The organism is Methylobacterium sp. OAE515 (assembly GCF_041806315.1).
GTDB lineage: Bacteria > Pseudomonadota > Alphaproteobacteria > Rhizobiales > Beijerinckiaceae > Methylobacterium > Methylobacterium tardum.
Genome location: NZ_JBGMUV010000001.1, coordinates 3,609,223 through 3,623,487, shown reverse-complemented (window position 1 = coordinate 3,623,487; position 14,265 = coordinate 3,609,223). Strand labels below are relative to the sequence as shown.

The 14,265-nt window shown below is 70.5% G+C and carries 12 protein-coding genes; 9 read left to right on the top strand and 3 right to left on the bottom strand.

The window, feature by feature from the left end; translation table 11 throughout:
* Positions 1-88: 88 nt before the first annotated feature.
* Genes ABIE45_RS17690 through cysN form a run of 3 tightly spaced genes read left to right on the top strand, consistent with a single transcriptional unit; the run spans position 89 to position 3,266 of the window.
* Complete coding sequence (locus tag ABIE45_RS17690; protein ID WP_192710069.1) at positions 89-901, top strand: phosphoadenylyl-sulfate reductase; 813 nt, start codon at positions 89-91, stop codon at positions 899-901.
* Positions 898-1,860: a sulfate adenylyltransferase subunit CysD gene (gene cysD / locus ABIE45_RS17685; RefSeq protein WP_210331939.1), complete on the top strand. Its 963-nt coding sequence runs from the start codon at positions 898-900 to the stop codon at positions 1,858-1,860. Before ABIE45_RS17690 ends, cysD begins: the two co-directional genes overlap by 4 nt.
* A complete protein-coding gene (gene cysN / locus ABIE45_RS17680; protein WP_192710068.1) occupies positions 1,860-3,266 on the top strand; it encodes a sulfate adenylyltransferase subunit CysN in 1,407 nt (468 codons plus the stop codon). Before cysD ends, cysN begins: the two co-directional genes overlap by 1 nt.
* A 170-nt stretch (positions 3,267-3,436) precedes the next feature.
* On the opposite strand, the gene ABIE45_RS17675 is transcribed toward cysN, so the two are convergent.
* Together ABIE45_RS17675 and ABIE45_RS17670 are read right to left on the bottom strand one after the other, a co-directional pair.
* On the bottom strand, positions 3,437-4,468 hold the full coding sequence (locus ABIE45_RS17675; protein WP_192710067.1) for a fumarylacetoacetate hydrolase family protein: 1,032 nt from the start codon (positions 4,466-4,468) through the stop codon (positions 3,437-3,439).
* Positions 4,469-4,574: 106 nt separating this feature from the next.
* Positions 4,575-5,600, bottom strand: a complete 1,026-nt coding sequence (locus ABIE45_RS17670) for an LLM class flavin-dependent oxidoreductase (protein WP_192710066.1) — start codon at positions 5,598-5,600, stop codon at positions 4,575-4,577.
* Between the two features lie 189 nt (positions 5,601-5,789).
* Here ABIE45_RS17670 and ABIE45_RS17665 point away from each other — a divergent pair, with 189 nt between their 5' ends.
* The 3 genes from ABIE45_RS17665 (at position 5,790) to ABIE45_RS17655 (ending at position 9,147) form a co-directional block, all read left to right on the top strand.
* Positions 5,790-6,992, top strand: coding sequence for a pyridoxal phosphate-dependent aminotransferase (locus ABIE45_RS17665; protein ID WP_192710065.1), 1,203 nt, complete (start codon positions 5,790-5,792; stop codon positions 6,990-6,992).
* 713 nt (positions 6,993-7,705) lie between these two features.
* A complete protein-coding gene (locus ABIE45_RS17660; protein WP_192710064.1) occupies positions 7,706-8,080 on the top strand; it encodes a hypothetical protein in 375 nt (124 codons plus the stop codon).
* A 113-nt stretch (positions 8,081-8,193) separates the two neighbouring features.
* On the top strand, positions 8,194-9,147 hold the full coding sequence (locus tag ABIE45_RS17655; RefSeq protein WP_192710063.1) for a DMT family transporter: 954 nt from the start codon (positions 8,194-8,196) through the stop codon (positions 9,145-9,147).
* A 19-nt stretch (positions 9,148-9,166) separates the two neighbouring features.
* Here ABIE45_RS17655 and ABIE45_RS17650 read toward each other — a convergent pair whose 3' ends face one another.
* Positions 9,167-9,436 carry a hypothetical protein gene (locus ABIE45_RS17650; RefSeq protein ID WP_091776110.1) on the bottom strand — a complete coding sequence of 90 codons (270 nt, stop codon included), beginning with the start codon at positions 9,434-9,436 and terminating at the stop codon, positions 9,167-9,169.
* Positions 9,437-9,769: 333 nt separating this feature from the next.
* Between ABIE45_RS17650 and ileS the strand changes: the two genes are divergently transcribed.
* From ileS to ABIE45_RS17635, 3 genes are all read left to right on the top strand, one after another.
* Positions 9,770-12,736, top strand: coding sequence for an isoleucine--tRNA ligase (gene ileS / locus ABIE45_RS17645; RefSeq protein WP_192710062.1), 2,967 nt, complete (start codon positions 9,770-9,772; stop codon positions 12,734-12,736).
* A gap of 88 nt (positions 12,737-12,824) precedes the next feature.
* The gene (gene lspA / locus ABIE45_RS17640; protein WP_192710061.1) at positions 12,825-13,340 is read left to right on the top strand and encodes a signal peptidase II; all 516 of its coding nucleotides are present in this window, start codon (positions 12,825-12,827) and stop codon (positions 13,338-13,340) included.
* Positions 13,341-13,500: 160 nt separating this feature from the next.
* Entirely contained in the window at positions 13,501-14,166 is a 666-nt protein-coding gene (locus ABIE45_RS17635) for a hypothetical protein (protein WP_192710060.1), read from the top strand.
* Positions 14,167-14,265: the final 99 nt, after the last annotated feature.

Genomic DNA, 14,265 nt, shown 5'->3' with positions numbered 1-14,265 from the left:
TTCGGTATAGCGAACATTTCGACCGTTCGACAACAGGGTCGGCGTGCGCCGTGCCCTTTCCATCACGCGAACCCCGGGACATGTCGCGATGACCCGTCCGGACCGACAGACGGCTGAGGCTCTTGCGGAGCAGCTGTCCGGGCTCGACCTTTCAGGCCGCCTCCATCGGATCGCCGCCGAGATCCCCGGCCGTCTCGTCTTCACGACGAGCCTCGGCGTCGAGGATCAGGCGCTCACCCACGCGCTGGCCATGGCGGGCCTCGCGAAGGGCCGCGTCGAGATCGTCACCCTCGATACCGGCCGCCTGTTCGCCGAGACCTACGACACGTGGTCCGAGACCGAATCGGCCTACGGCATCCGGATCGCGGCCTACGCGCCGGAGCGCGCGGCCGCAGAGGATTTCGTGCGGACCGAGGGCATCAACGGCTTCCGCCGCTCGGTCGCCGCGCGGCAGGCCTGCTGCGGCTTCCGCAAGGTCGAGCCGCTGGGCCGCGCGCTCGAAGGCGCCAGCGGCTGGCTGACCGGTCTGCGGGCCGGCCAGTCCGCAAACCGTGCGGAGACGCCTCTCGCGGAATTCGACGCCGCGCGCGGCCTGATCAAGCTGAACCCCCTGGCCGACTGGACCCGGGCGCAGGTCGACAGCTTCGTGCGCGACAACTTCGTCCCCTACAACGTCCTGCACGACCGGGGCTTTCCCTCGATCGGCTGTGCCCCCTGCACCCGCGCGGTGAAGCTCGGCGAGCCGGAGCGCGCCGGGCGCTGGTGGTGGGAGCAGGAAGACAAGAAGGAATGCGGCCTGCACGTCGGACGCCCCGCGGCGTCGGTGCAGCCGGGCCAGGAGGCCGCCGCGTTCGAGACCACCCCGACTCAGACAGCCCGCCAGCCGGAGTTCGCCCGATGAGCGCCGCCCTCGCCGCCGCCGTGCAGCCGAGCGCCCCCACGCCCGCACCGACCGCCGCCGACGGCCTCAGCCACCTGAAGCGGCTGGAGGCCGAGGCCATCCACATCTTCCGGGAGACGGTCGCCGAGACCGAGAACCCGGTGATGCTCTACTCGATCGGCAAGGATTCTTCGGTGCTGCTGCACCTCGCCCTCAAGGCCTTCGCGCCCGGGCGGCTGCCGTTCCCGCTGCTCCACGTCGACACGACCTGGAAGTTCCGCGAGATGATCGCCTTCCGCGACGCACGCGCGAAGGAACTCGGCCTCGACCTGCTGATCCACACCAACCCGGACGGGCTTGCCCGCGGCGTCGGACCGGTGAGCCACGGCTCCGAGGTGCACACGGATGTGATGAAGACCCAGGCCCTGCGGCAGGCGCTCGACAAGCACAAGTTCGACGCCGCCTTCGGGGGCGCCCGCCGTGACGAGGAAGCAAGCCGCGCCAAGGAGCGAATCATCTCGCTCCGTACCGCGCAGCACCGCTGGGACCCGAAGCGCCAGCGCGCCGAGCCTTGGCACCTCTACAATCTCAAGAAGAAGCGCGGCGAATCCCTGCGGGTCTTCCCCCTGTCGAACTGGACCGAACTCGACATCTGGCTCTACATCGAACAGGAAAATATTCCGATCGTGCCGCTCTACTTCGCCAAGGAGCGGCCGGTGGTCGAGCGCGAGGGCCAGCTCATCATGGTCGACGACGAGCGCCTGCCGCTCGAGCCCGGCGAGACCCCGCAGCAGCGCCTCGTCCGCTTCCGCACGCTCGGCTGCTACCCGCTGACCGGGGCGGTGGAGAGCGACGCCGCCTCGCTCCCCGAGATCATCGGCGAGACGCTCGCCGCCCGCACCTCGGAGCGCCAGGGCCGGGTGATCGACAAGGACGGGGCCGGCGCCATGGAGCGCAAGAAGCAGGAGGGCTATTTCTGATGACGCTGCACCAAGCCCCCAACGCCTTCGGCGACCGCGCCGCCGGCTACGCGGCCTTCCTGACCGCCCACCGTAACAAGGCGGTGCTGCGCTTCATCGCCTGCGGTTCGGTGGATGACGGCAAGTCGACCCTGATCGGCCGGCTCCTGCACGACACCAAGCAGATCTTCGACGACCAGATCTCGGCGCTCCAGCGCGACTCGCGCAAGCACGGGACGCAGGGGCAGGAGGTGGATCTCGCGCTGCTGGTGGACGGCCTCCAGGCCGAGCGCGAGCAGGGCATCACCATCGACGTCGCCTACCGGTTCTTCTCCACCGACAGGCGCTCCTTCATCGTGGCCGACACGCCCGGCCACGAGCAGTACACCCGCAACATGGCCACCGGCGCCTCGACGGCCGACGTGGCGGTGATCCTGGTGGATGCCCGCCAGGGCCTGACCCGCCAGACCCGGCGCCACGCGCTGCTGGTCTCGAATCTGGGGATCCGCCGCGTCGTGCTGGCGGTGAACAAGATGGACCTCGCCGGCTGGGCGCAGGGCACCTTCGACGGAATCGTGTCGGGGTTCTCGGACTTCGCCCGCGGGCTGAACTTCGCCGAGGTCAAGGCGATCCCGCTCTCGGCCAAGAACGGCGACAACGTCGTGGACGCGGGCGTCGCGGCGCCCTGGTACACGGGCGGCACCCTGCTCCATTACCTCGAGACCGTGCCGGTCCACGCGGAGGCGCTCAACGCGCCGTTCCGGATGGCGGTGCAGTGGGTCAACCGGCCGAATTCCGAGTTCCGCGGCTACAGCGGTCGGATCGCCAGCGGCCGGGTGCGGCCGGGCGACTCGGTAACGGTGCAGCCCTCCGGCCGGACCTCCACGGTGGCGCGGATCTACACCGCCGACGGCGACCTGCCCGAGGCCGGCGAGGACGAGTCGGTGACCCTGGTGCTCGCCGACCAGATCGACGCCTCCCGCGGGCAGGTGATCGTGGCCACCGACGCGTCGATGCGGGTCACAGAAACCCTCGACGCCCGCCTGTTCTGGGCCGCCGAGACGGATCTCAGCCCGGGCGCGAGCCTGTTCGCCAAGATCGGCACCGCCACGGTAACCGCGACCGTGGAGCGGATCGTCTCGCGCATCGATCCCGAGACCGGCAAGCCCGGCCCGGCCGAGCGCCTGTCGGCCAACGACATCGCCGACGTGAGCCTGCGCCTCGACCGAGCGGTGGCGATCGACGCCTACGCGGAGAACCGCGAGACCGGCAGCCTGATCCTGATCGACCGCGAGACCACCGACACTGCGGCCCTCGGGCTGGTCCTGGCGCCGAAGGCGGAGGCTCCCAAGGCGGCCGCGGCCGGTGCGAAGCCTGCGGAAGGCGGCGGTTTCCTTGCCCGCCTTGGACGGTTGTTCGGGCGCTGAGGATCGGCCGCACCCGCACCGTCGTTCCGGGTCGCCACAGGCGAGCCCGGAATCCAGAGCCGCCGCAGCAGTGAGGCCTTGGTGCGCCGGCGCGTCTGAATCTCGGGCTCCGCTGCGCGGCCCCGGGATGACGGCGTCGCCAGCGGACCGGCGCGCGATTCGGGCTCGCCTCAGACCAGCTTAAAGCGCAGCGCGCCCAGACCTTCCAGCTCGGACACCACCTCGTCGCCGGGCTTCAGCCAAGCGCGGTCCTTGCGCGGGATCTTCTCGCCGAAGATCACCCCCTGCGGGGTGCCCGTGTAGAAGATGTCGCCCGGCTTGATCGTCATCACCTTGGACGCGAAGCTGATCAGCTGGCGGCAGTTGAAGATCATGTCGTTGGTGCTCCAGTCCTGGCGCACCTGGCCGTTGACCAGCGTCTTCAGCTTGAGATTGTTCGGGTCCTTCACCCGGTCGGCGGTGACCAGGTAGGGGCCGAGTGGCGCGAACCCGTCGGACGTCTTCCCGATCATGAATTGCGAGGTCAGCGTTTGGAGATCCCGGGCGCTGAAATCGTTGCCCGTGCAGTAGCCGGCGAGATAATCGAGGGCGTCCGCCTCGGAGACGTTCCGGCATTCCCGGCCGAAGACCAGGACCAGCTCGGTCTCGTAGTCGAACTCGCGCGCCGCCTGGGTTGGCAGCGTGATCGTGCCGCCGTGGTGATTCAGGGCGTTGTTGTACTTGTTGAACAGCGGCGGATCCTTCGGGATCGGCGTGCCGGTCTCCTCCGCGTGGTGGCGGTAGTTGAAGCCCATCATGATGATCTTCTCGGGCCGCGTGACCACCGGCCCGTAGGCGATGCCGCTCTCCGCCAGCATGAAGCGCCCGTCGGGGGCGGCCTCGACCGCGTCGATCAGCGCCCGCAAGGCCGGGCCGCGCCCGTTCTGCAGCAGGTCGTCCATGTCGGTGGGAACCGGCATCCCGAGGGCACGGCCGGCGGCGGCGACGTCGAGCACCGTGTCGGCCATCTTCACGCCCAAGGTATAGGCGTCGCCGCGGCGCATGTTGATGAGGATCATGTCCCGGGGCATGCCGAAGGGCGCGGGCATACCCGCCGGCGCAGTCTTCGGCGCCGCCGTCCGCTCCTCGGCCGCCCGGGCCGGCGCCGCCGCTGCGGCGAGCCCCGCGGCCGTGACGGTCAGGAATTCGCGTCGGTTGCCCATGCTGCGTCTCCTCCGGTCTGCCCGTCTCGCGCGGGCCTGGTCCGATCAGAGCCTGCACGGCCGACGGCAGCGCCGCCAGGGCCTGAAGTGGGTGACGGGTGACGGCTCAGGCCGCCTGTGAGGCGGCGCCGAGCCCCCAGGCCTGGGCCAGCAGCGCGTAGGATTGGTGCCGCGCCGCCTGGTCGGGGATCGCCGTGACGATCATCAGTTCGTCGGCCTGCGTGCGCGCGACCATGTCGGCGAGCCGGGCCCGCACGGTCTCGGGGCCGCCCACGTGCAGGCGGTCGCGGCCGCGCTCGATCTGCATCCGCTCGCCGTCGGAATACGGGTAGGCCAGCGCCTCGGCGAGGCTCGGCAGCGGCCGGTACTCGCCCCGCTCCCGCCGCAGCGTCGCCAACCGCGCGCTGGACGCCAACCGCTCGGCCTCCGCGTCGGTGGGGGCGCAGATCGCCGCCACCGCCAGGATCGCGTGGGGCTTCGTGCCGAGGCGTGTCGGCCGGAACCCGCGGCGGTAATCGAGCATCGGCGGCTCCGCGGGCATCCCGGAGAAGTGCTGCGCGAAGCCGAAGCCGCAGCCGATCTCGCCGGCGAGTCGGGCACTGTAATCCGAGGAGCCGAGCAGGAAGATCGGCGGCAGCGGGACGTCCGCCGGGCTCGCGGTGATCCGCGCAAAGGGATGGCCTTCCGGGAAGCCGCCGTCCCAGAACAGCAACTCCTGCAGGCGGTCGAGGAAGTCGTCACCGCCGCCCTCCCCCGTGGCCTCGCGGCGGCGCAGCGCCCGGGCCGTGAGGCCGTCGGTGCCGGGAGCCCGGCCGAGGCCGAGATCGATTCGGCCCGGGAACAGGGCTTCCAGCACCCGGAAGCGCTCGGCCACCATCAGCGGCGCGTGGTTCGGCAGCATGATCCCGCCCGAGCCGACCCGGAGGTTGCGGGTCGCGGCGGCGATCTGGCCGATCATGATCTCGGGGGCCGGGCTCGCCACGTTGGGCAGCGCGTGGTGCTCGGCGAGCCAGTAGCGCCGGTAACCGAGGCCGTCGACGTGGCGGGCGAGCGCCAGGGTGTCGTGCAAGGCCTGCGCCGGGGTAGCCTCGGCGCTGACGAAGGAGAGATCGAGGACGGAGAGCGGTGTCATGGATAGGATCTGGTAACGACGATCCCGCAAAGCGAGAGCGGCCGCGAAGGGGAGACCTGCGCCGCGCGCTGGGCGCGAGATTCGGGTTCGTGTCGCGCCCCGCCTTGCCGGCTCAGCGTCCCGGGCCTAGGGTCCGCCGCGCCGCGAAGAGGCGGCGCCCAACCTCGAAAATCCGGAGCACCGCACGCTATGGCTCTCCTCGCCGACGTCCTCTCGCGGGTGAAGCCGTCCGCGACCATCGTGATGACCCAGAAGGCCCGGGACCTGAAGGCCTCCGGCGTCGATGTCATCAGCCTGTCGGTGGGCGAGCCGGATTTCGACACGCCCGAGCACATCAAGCAGGCCGCGATCGAGGCGATCCACCGGAACGAGACGCGCTACCCGCCGGTCTCCGGCATCGCGCCCCTGCGCGAGGCGATCGTACGCAAGTTCAAGCGCGAGAACGGGCTCGACTACAAGGTCTCGCAGACCATCGTGGGCACCGGCGGCAAGCAGGTGCTGTACAACGCCTTCCTGGCCACCCTGAACCCCGGCGACGAGGTGGTGATCCCCCGCCCCTACTGGGTGTCCTATCCGGAGATGGTCGGGCTGTGCGGCGGCACGCCGGTCTTCGCCGAAACCGACATGGACCACGGCTTCAAGCTCCAGCCGGAGGAGCTCGATCGGGTGCTCACCCCGAAGACCAAATGGATCGTCCTCAACTCGCCGTCGAACCCGTCCGGCGCCGCCTATTCCCGCGCCGAGATGAAGGCGCTCACCGACGTGCTGCTCCGCTACCCGGACGTGCACATCCTCACCGACGACATCTACGAGCACCTGACCTACGGCGATTTCGAGTTCGTCACGCCGGCCCAGGTCGAGCCGCAGCTCATCGAGCGGACGCTGACCATGAACGGCGTCTCGAAGGGCTACGCCATGACCGGCTGGCGCATCGGCTACGCGGCCGGGCCGGAGAAGCTCATCAAGGCGATGGATTTCGTCCAGGGCCAGCAGACCTCCGGCGCCAGCACGATCGCGCAATGGGCCGCGGTCGCCGCCCTCGACGGGCCGCAGGACCACCTGGTCAAGTTCCGCGCGGCCTTCCAGGAGCGGCGCGACCTCGTCGTATCGATGCTCAACCAGACCAACGGTCTGACCTGCCCGACGCCCGAGGGCGCGTTCTACGTCTATCCGTCCTGCGCGGCACTGATCGGCAAGAGGACCGAGGCCGGCAAGACCATCGAGACCGACGAGGACTTCGTCATGGAGCTGCTCCAGGCCGAGGGCGTGGCCGCGGTGCATGGCTCGGCTTTCGGGCTCGGCCCGAACCTGCGCATCTCCTACGCCACGTCCAACGCGGTGCTGGAGGAGGCCTGCCGGCGCATCCAGCGCTTCTGCGGCTCGCTGCGATAAGTCGACCCGGACGGATCGCTTTACGATCTCCCACCCGCGGGCGCCGTCAGGCTCGCGGGTGGGGAGCAACGAACCAAAAAGACATGAGGACCCCGGACGCTGAGACCGGGCCGCAGCGTCGAAAGACAGACCCGTCATTCCGGGACTGCGTAGCAGGGCCCGGAATCCAGACCCGCCGACGGTGCTAAGCCCGACGCCGTCAGAGGTTCTGGATTCCGGGCTCGCCTGCGGCGCCCCATAAAGACAGGGTGTGTTCGACCGCCGCGGCCGCGCTGATACGCTTCGCCGCGGGGTCGCCGAAACGATTCCGTCTCTGTTGCCGGCTCGGCTGTCACCCTCTACACGGGCGGTCCCCAGCGGCCGATGCGCCTGAAGGTTTCGCGAGCCCGCTCGGGCCTGCATGGCGGCGGGGTCGGCAGTGACGGGGCGGTCCGGACCAGTTCTCTGGGCGGTTCCTGTGAGGCTCAGTGGGCCGAGTCGCTGCAGGAGTGTCGGGAGCGCGGGGAACAGGAACCGCGGATCCGGCGCAAGGCCCACACAGATCCCGCATTTCGATAGCCGGTGAACCCGTCCATCGCGGCGCTCCGGGAACTGCCCCGTTCCGGGACAGGCCGGACCGGCGCGGTTGCGGCTTCATTCACGCTCCCGCGCGATGATGCGTCAGGGCCGGGGATCCGGTTCGGCGTAACTGCGTTCTATCGGGCCTGACGACCATGCGAGCCCTGCTTACCGGTGGCATCAAGGCGATCCTCGGCATCGCCGCGCTCTCCACCGCCGCCCATTGGACCCTGCGCGTACAGCGCGAGTCTCCGACGCCGATCCCGGTTGCCGCCAGCATTCCGGACCCGGTCGCGACGGGCTCCATCGAGCCCCGCCATGTCGAGCGTGCGGCCGCGGTCGCGCCGACTCCGGTGGCGGCCCCGCGCGCCGCATCGGGGCTCGATCAATCGCACTTGGCTGCCCTGATCGCCGGCGCGACGCCGCCGAAACCCAAGGCTGCCAAGGCAGCGACCAAAACCGCGTCCGCGGAGAAGACCGCTTCCGCTGACAAGACCGCCTCGGCCGAGAGGGCCCCCGCCAGGCGTTGAGCCCTCCTTCGGCGGGATGACGGTGCCGGATGCATGGTTCCTCTGCGTGACGGCCGATACCTCGGCGGCACGAGACGTGGCAGGAATTCGGTCTCTACCGAGATTGGTCAGGCATGAGCACGCAGGTCGCGACCTCCGTCCCCGATGACATCGCCGCGACGCGCTGCGATCCGGAGGCCGACCTCGCCGGCCGCCGGCGGATCATCGGCATCGCCCTGATGTGCGGGGCCGTCGCCTTCTTCGCGAGCCTCGACGCCTGCGGCAAGACCCTGGCGCGGGCCGGCGTCGACCCCCTGGTCACCACCTTCATGCGCTACGCCGCGAGCGTCGCCATGATCTCGCTGTTCATCAACCCCGTGCGCACGCCGGGCGTCGTGAAAAGCCGGCGCCTGCCGCTGCAGATCGCGCGATCCCTGCTGCTCTTCGCCTCCACGGCGCTGAACTTCCTGGCCCTACGCTACCTGCAGCTCGCCGAGACGATCTCGATCCAGTTCGCCGCGCCGCTCACGGTGGCGCTGCTGGCCGGGCCGCTGCTCGGCGAGTGGTCGTCGCGGGCGCGGCTGGCGGCGATCGGCGTCGGCTTCCTGGGCGTGCTGGTGATCGTGCGGCCGGGCGTCGGCGGGATGCATCCGGCCGCTCTGCTCTGCGTCGCCAACGTCGTGGTCTACGCCTTCTACGCGATCATCACGCGCAAGCTCGCGGCCTACGATTCGACCGCCACGACCATGTTCTACACGGGGCTCGCGGGCCTCGCGCTGATGGCCCCGCTCCTGCCCTGGATCTGGACGAGCCCGGCGAGCCTGACCCACTGGGCGCTGCTGTTCGGGGTTGCCCTGTTCGGGACTCTGGGCCACTGGCTGCTGGTGATGGCCCATGCCCGGGCCCCGGCCAACGTGCTGGCGCCGTTCATCTACACGCAGCTGCTGTGGTCGGTGACCCTCGGCTTCCTGCTGTTCGGCGACGTCCCGAGCCGCTGGACGGTCGCGGGCGCCATGATCGTGGTTGGATCCGGCCTCTATCTCCTGGCGCAGGAGACGATCCGCCGGGAGGCCCGGCCGGCCGCCTGAGGCGACCGGCCGGAACCCATCAGCGGCCGAGGCGCTCCTGGCGCTCCATCCGCTCCTCCCGACGGTTCTCGCGGGCACGCCGGGCCGGGTCCGGATCGGTGCCGAGCACGCCGCCGACCGTGCCGGTGGCCGCGCCCACCGCGCCGCCGACGACACCGCCCACCGGGCCGGCCGCGGCCGAGCCGTCCTCGACGCCGCGCTGCGCACCGCGGGCCGTGCCCTGGGCCTGCGCGGCACCCGCGAAGGCGATGGGCGCGAGGGCGAGGGTCGCGATCAGAAGCTTCTTCATGGTTCTACTCCCGTGAGTCGATCTGGGTCTGCTCCGCCCCCTGTTCCGGGGCGAAGGGCGTGCCCATCAACGGTTCAGGGGCCGAAAGGTCTCATCCCGGCTCGCATCTGCGTGATCGGCGCCTCCGCTGGCCTCGGGCCGGAGCGGCTGATAGAGAACGCGTCATGCACGCTTCGCGCGCCCTGCGCGGCCCCGGCCGCCCGATCCGAATTACCGGCCCGGCCTCCGCCTGAGGGCCCGCTTCGGCGCGGCCGCGCGGAGGTCCGGGATCCTCCTGCCGCCTGACCCGAATCCGCCGGCCTGCCGCCGGCCCGACCGCCGATGCGAGACCCGATGACCGCCCCCGAGACCGCGCCCGCCCGCGACTATTCCAAGACCCTGTTCCTGCCGCAGACCGAGTTCCCGATGCGCGCCGGCCTGCCGGTGCGCGAGCCGCTGTTCATCGAGCGCTGGAAGCAGATGGACCTCTACGGGACGCTGCGCGCCCGTGGGCAGAACCGGCCGAAATTCGTGCTCCACGACGGCCCGCCCTACGCCAACGGCAACATCCACATCGGCACGGCGCTCAACAAGATCCTCAAGGACGTGGTGGTGCGTTCGCAGACCGCCCTCGGCTTCGACGCCAACTACGTCCCGGGCTGGGACTGCCACGGCCTGCCGATCGAGTGGAAGATCGAGGAGCAGTACCGCGCCAAGGGCCGCAACAAGGACGACGTGCCGGTGATCGAGTTCCGGCAGGAATGCCGGACCTTCGCGGCCCAGTGGCTCGACGTGCAGCGGGAAGAGTTCAAGCGCCTCGGCGTCACCGGCGACTGGGACCATCCCTACGCGACCATGGCGTTCCCGGCCGAGGCCGTGATCGCCGACGAGCTGATGAAGTTCTCGATGAGCGGCCAGCTCTACCGCGGCTCAAAGCCCGTCATGTGGTCAGTGGTCGAGAAGACCGCTTTGGCCGAGGCGGAGGTCGAGTACGAGGAGCACGTCAGCGACACGGTGTTCGTCGCCTTCCCGATCCGGTCGGGTGCCGAGGGGGATCTCGCCCAGGCCCGGGTGGTGATCTGGACGACCACCCCCTGGACGATCCCCGGCAACCGCGCCGTCGCATTCTCCAAGAAGATCGCCTACGGCCTGTACCGGGTCACGGAGGCGCCGGCCGACAACTGGGCGACCCCCGGCCAGACCTACATGCTCGCCGACAGCCTCGCCGCGACCGTGTTCAAGGCCGCCCGGGTCGAGGCGTTCGAGCGCGTGGCCGACGTGAGCCCGGCGCAGCTCTCCGGCCTCACCCTGGACCATCCCCTCGCGAAGCTCGGTTACGGCTTCGCCGTGCCGATGCTCGACGGCGACCACGTCACGGACGAATCCGGCACGGGCTTCGTCCACACGGCGCCGAGCCACGGCCGCGAGGATTTCGAGCTCTGGATGGCCAACGGCCGGCTGCTGCGCGAGCGGGGCATCGACGCGACCATCCCCTACACGGTCGATGCCGACAGCGTGCTCACCGAGGCCGCCCCGGGCTTCACCGGCACCCGCGTGCTCACCGCCAAGGGCGAGAAGGGCGACGCCAACAAGGCGGTCATCGCCGCGCTGACGGAGGCCGGGGCGCTGATCGCCCGCGGGGTGCTGCGCCACCAGTACCCGCATTCCTGGCGGTCCAAGAAGCCGGTGATCTTCCGCAACACGCCGCAATGGTTCATCGCCATGGACCGGCCGGTGGATTCGCTCGGCAACCGGACGCTGCGCGAGGTCGCGCTCCAGGGCATCGACGACACCCAGTGGGTGCCGACTCAAGGAAAGAACCGCATCACCGGGATGGTCGCCAACCGGCCGGACTGGGTGGTCTCGCGCCAGCGCGCCTGGGGCGTGCCAATCACCGTCTTCGTCCACCGCGAGACCGCCGAGATCCTGAAGGATGAGCGGGTCAACGCCCGCATCCGCGACGCCTTCGCGGCCGAGGGCGCCGATGCGTGGTTCCGGGACGATGCCGCCACGCGCTTCCTGGCGCCCGACCACGATCCGGAGGCCTACGAGAAGGTCACCGACGTCCTCGACGTCTGGTTCGATTCCGGCTCGACCCACGCCTTCGTGCTGGACGATCCGGAGGCCTTCCCGGGGCTCGCCGGCGTCACGCGCGTCCGCGATGGCGGGCAGGACCGGGTCATGTACCTGGAGGGCTCCGACCAACACCGCGGCTGGTTCCAGTCCTCGCTGCTCGAATCCGCCGGGACCCGCGGCCGGGCGCCCTACGACATCGTCCTGACCCACGGCTTCGTGCTCGACGGCAAGGGCCTGAAGATGTCGAAGTCGAAGGGCAACGTCGTCGCGCCGCAGAGTATCATCAAGGATTCGGGTGCCGATATCCTGCGCCTGTGGGTCGCGGCTTCCGACTACACCGACGACCTGCGCATCGGCCCGGAGATCATCAAGACGTTTGCCGAGACCTACCGGAAGCTGCGCAACTCCCTGCGCTGGATGCTGGGCTCCCTCGCCCACCGGGTCGCGGGCGACGACGTGGCGTACAAGGATATGCCGGAGCTGGAGCGGCTGATCCTGCACCGGCTGGCCGAGCTCGACGGCGAGATCCGCGAGGCCTACGCGACCTTCGACACCAAGCGGGTGGTGGCGCTGCTCAACGGCTTCATGACCGGCGACCTGTCGTCGTTCTACTTCGACGTGCGCAAGGACGCCCTGTACTGCGATCCGATCTCGTCGGTGCGTCGCCGGGCGGCGCTGCAGGTGATCGACGAGGCTTTCCGCCGGGTGACGGTCTGGCTCGCCCCGGTGCTCGCCTTCACCGCCGAGGAGGCGTGGCTCGACCGCTACCCGTCCGAGGACGGCTCGGTGCATCTCCAGACCCTGCCGGAGACCCCGTCCGCATGGCTCGACCCTGCCCTCGCGGAGCGCTGGCAAAAGATCCGGCGGGTCCGGCGGGTCGTCACCGGTGCCCTGGAGATCGAGCGCGCGGCCAAGCGCATCGGCGCGAGCCTCGAGGCGGCACCACAGGTCTACGTGGCGGATCCGGACCTGATCGCGGCGCTCGAGGGCTGCGACTTCGCCGATACCTGCATCACCTCGGACATCACCGTGGTGGCGGGCGAGGGCCCGGCCGAGGCCTTCCGGCTCGACGAGGTGCGCGGCGTGGCGGTGGTGCCGAGCCCGGCCGAGGGCCGCAAATGCGCCCGCTCCTGGCGGGTCAGCCCGAGCGTGGGCAGCGATCCGGACTACCCGGAGGTGACGCCCCGCGACGCCCAGGCCCTGCGCGAGTGGGATGCGGCGCATCCGGAGGCGAGCGCGGCGTGAGCGTGTTCCACGCCGGCGGCGGCGCCGCTGTTCCCCCTGCCCGCCCGCGGGGAGAGGGGGCAATCGCCCTGGACCGCGCGCGCCGCCGATGACGCCCTTCCGCGCCGGCCTCCTGGCCCTCGTCCTCACCCTGATCCTGGATCAGGCCACCAAGCTCGGGCTCTACTTCGGCACCGACCTCGTGCTGACGCAGCCCTGGCGGTTGGCGCCCTTCGCCGACTTCGTGGTGGTCTGGAACCGAGGCGTCTCCTACGGACTGTTCCAGCAGGAGAGCGGCCTCGGCCGCTGGCTCCTCGTGGCCCTGTCGGTGGCCGCCGCGATCGGCCTCGGCATCTGGATGCGCCGGGCCGCCTCGCGGCTCCTCGCCGTCGCCCTCGGGCTGATCGTCGGAGGCGCGCTCGGCAACGCCATCGACCGGGCGGCCTACGGGGCGGTGCTCGACTTCGTCCACCTGCATGCCGGCGGCTGGTCCTGGTACGTCTTCAACGTCGCCGACGCGGCGATCGTGGCGGGCGTGATCGGCCTGATTCTCGACAGCCTGTCACCGGACAGCCGCAAGGAAAGAGCGTCACCGCCGCAGGGCGACCCGGCGCCGCGCCTGTGATCCCTGCAACACACAGGTACGGCTGCATCCCCCTCCTGGCGCAACGCAGTCAAGGCGCCATACGATCGCCGGAAACCGGTCTCAGGCCGGGACCCGTCGGATCAGGCCGCGCCGCGGTCATCCCAGAGCCGGACGCCCCGTCCGGAACCCGTGAGGCAGCATGACCGGGCATCGCAGGCTTCGTCCCCTCCTCTCCGCCGCGGTGGCCCTGGCTCCGCTCTGCGCCGTTGGGCCCGTGCATGCGCAGGAGCGCGGCGAGTTCATGCGCGACGCGCTGTCGGGCATCGGCCTTCTGGAGAAGCGCCAGGACCCGATCGACTATCACGAGCGCCCGCCGCTGGTGATGCCGCCCAAGCTCGACGGCAAGGCCCTGCCCCAGCCGCGCGCCCGCTCCACCAGCACCGCGTGGCCGAAGGATCCCGAGATCGTCGAGCGCGAGCGGGCGGCCGCCGAGCGCCGCCGTCCCGTGGGCAATCAGGTCCGGGGTCGCTACGACGACAACAACGCCACGCTCTCGGTGGACGAGATCCGGGGCGGCCGCCGCGCCGGCGCGAGCGTGACCACCGAGGCCGAGCGCAAGCCCGGCGACAACAACCGCGACGACAGCCTGCTCAGCCCCTTCGACCTGCTCAAGGGCAAGAGCGCCAACGCCGAGCCCTCGGACGTCGAGCCGAGCCGCGATGTGCTGACCGATCCGCCGACCGGATATCGGCAATCGCCCAAGAAGCTGGCGCGCCCGCCATCGAACGACCCGATCAACAACGCCAGCCGCGAGAAGGAAGAGTCCGATCCCGGGGCCTACCTCCGTCAGCGGGCGCAGCAGTAACCGGTACGCCGTGTCGCTGTTGCAACGGCGCCACGGCATGGCAACATGAGATGATCGTCCCGGTGCGGTTCTTGCCCGCCGGCGACCAGGACGGCCTCG

Bases quoted from the DNA above. Each gene is read 5' to 3' on its own strand.
- ABIE45_RS17690 (WP_192710069.1), top strand. From the start codon at position 89: ATGACCCGTCCGGACCGACAGACGGCTGAGGCTCTTGCGGAGCAGCTG.
- cysD (WP_210331939.1), top strand. From the start codon at position 898: ATGAGCGCCGCCCTCGCCGCCGCCGTGCAGCCGAGCGCCCCCACGCCC.
- cysN (WP_192710068.1), top strand. From the start codon at position 1,860: ATGACGCTGCACCAAGCCCCCAACGCCTTCGGCGACCGCGCCGCCGGC.
- ABIE45_RS17675 (WP_192710067.1), bottom strand. From the start codon at position 4,468: ATGGGCAACCGACGCGAATTCCTGACCGTCACGGCCGCGGGGCTCGCC.
- ABIE45_RS17670 (WP_192710066.1), bottom strand. From the start codon at position 5,600: ATGACACCGCTCTCCGTCCTCGATCTCTCCTTCGTCAGCGCCGAGGCT.
- ABIE45_RS17665 (WP_192710065.1), top strand. From the start codon at position 5,790: ATGGCTCTCCTCGCCGACGTCCTCTCGCGGGTGAAGCCGTCCGCGACC.
- ABIE45_RS17660 (WP_192710064.1), top strand. From the start codon at position 7,706: ATGCGAGCCCTGCTTACCGGTGGCATCAAGGCGATCCTCGGCATCGCC.
- ABIE45_RS17655 (WP_192710063.1), top strand. From the start codon at position 8,194: ATGAGCACGCAGGTCGCGACCTCCGTCCCCGATGACATCGCCGCGACG.
- ABIE45_RS17650 (WP_091776110.1), bottom strand. From the start codon at position 9,436: ATGAAGAAGCTTCTGATCGCGACCCTCGCCCTCGCGCCCATCGCCTTC.
- ileS (WP_192710062.1), top strand. From the start codon at position 9,770: ATGACCGCCCCCGAGACCGCGCCCGCCCGCGACTATTCCAAGACCCTG.
- lspA (WP_192710061.1), top strand. From the start codon at position 12,825: ATGACGCCCTTCCGCGCCGGCCTCCTGGCCCTCGTCCTCACCCTGATC.
- ABIE45_RS17635 (WP_192710060.1), top strand. From the start codon at position 13,501: ATGACCGGGCATCGCAGGCTTCGTCCCCTCCTCTCCGCCGCGGTGGCC.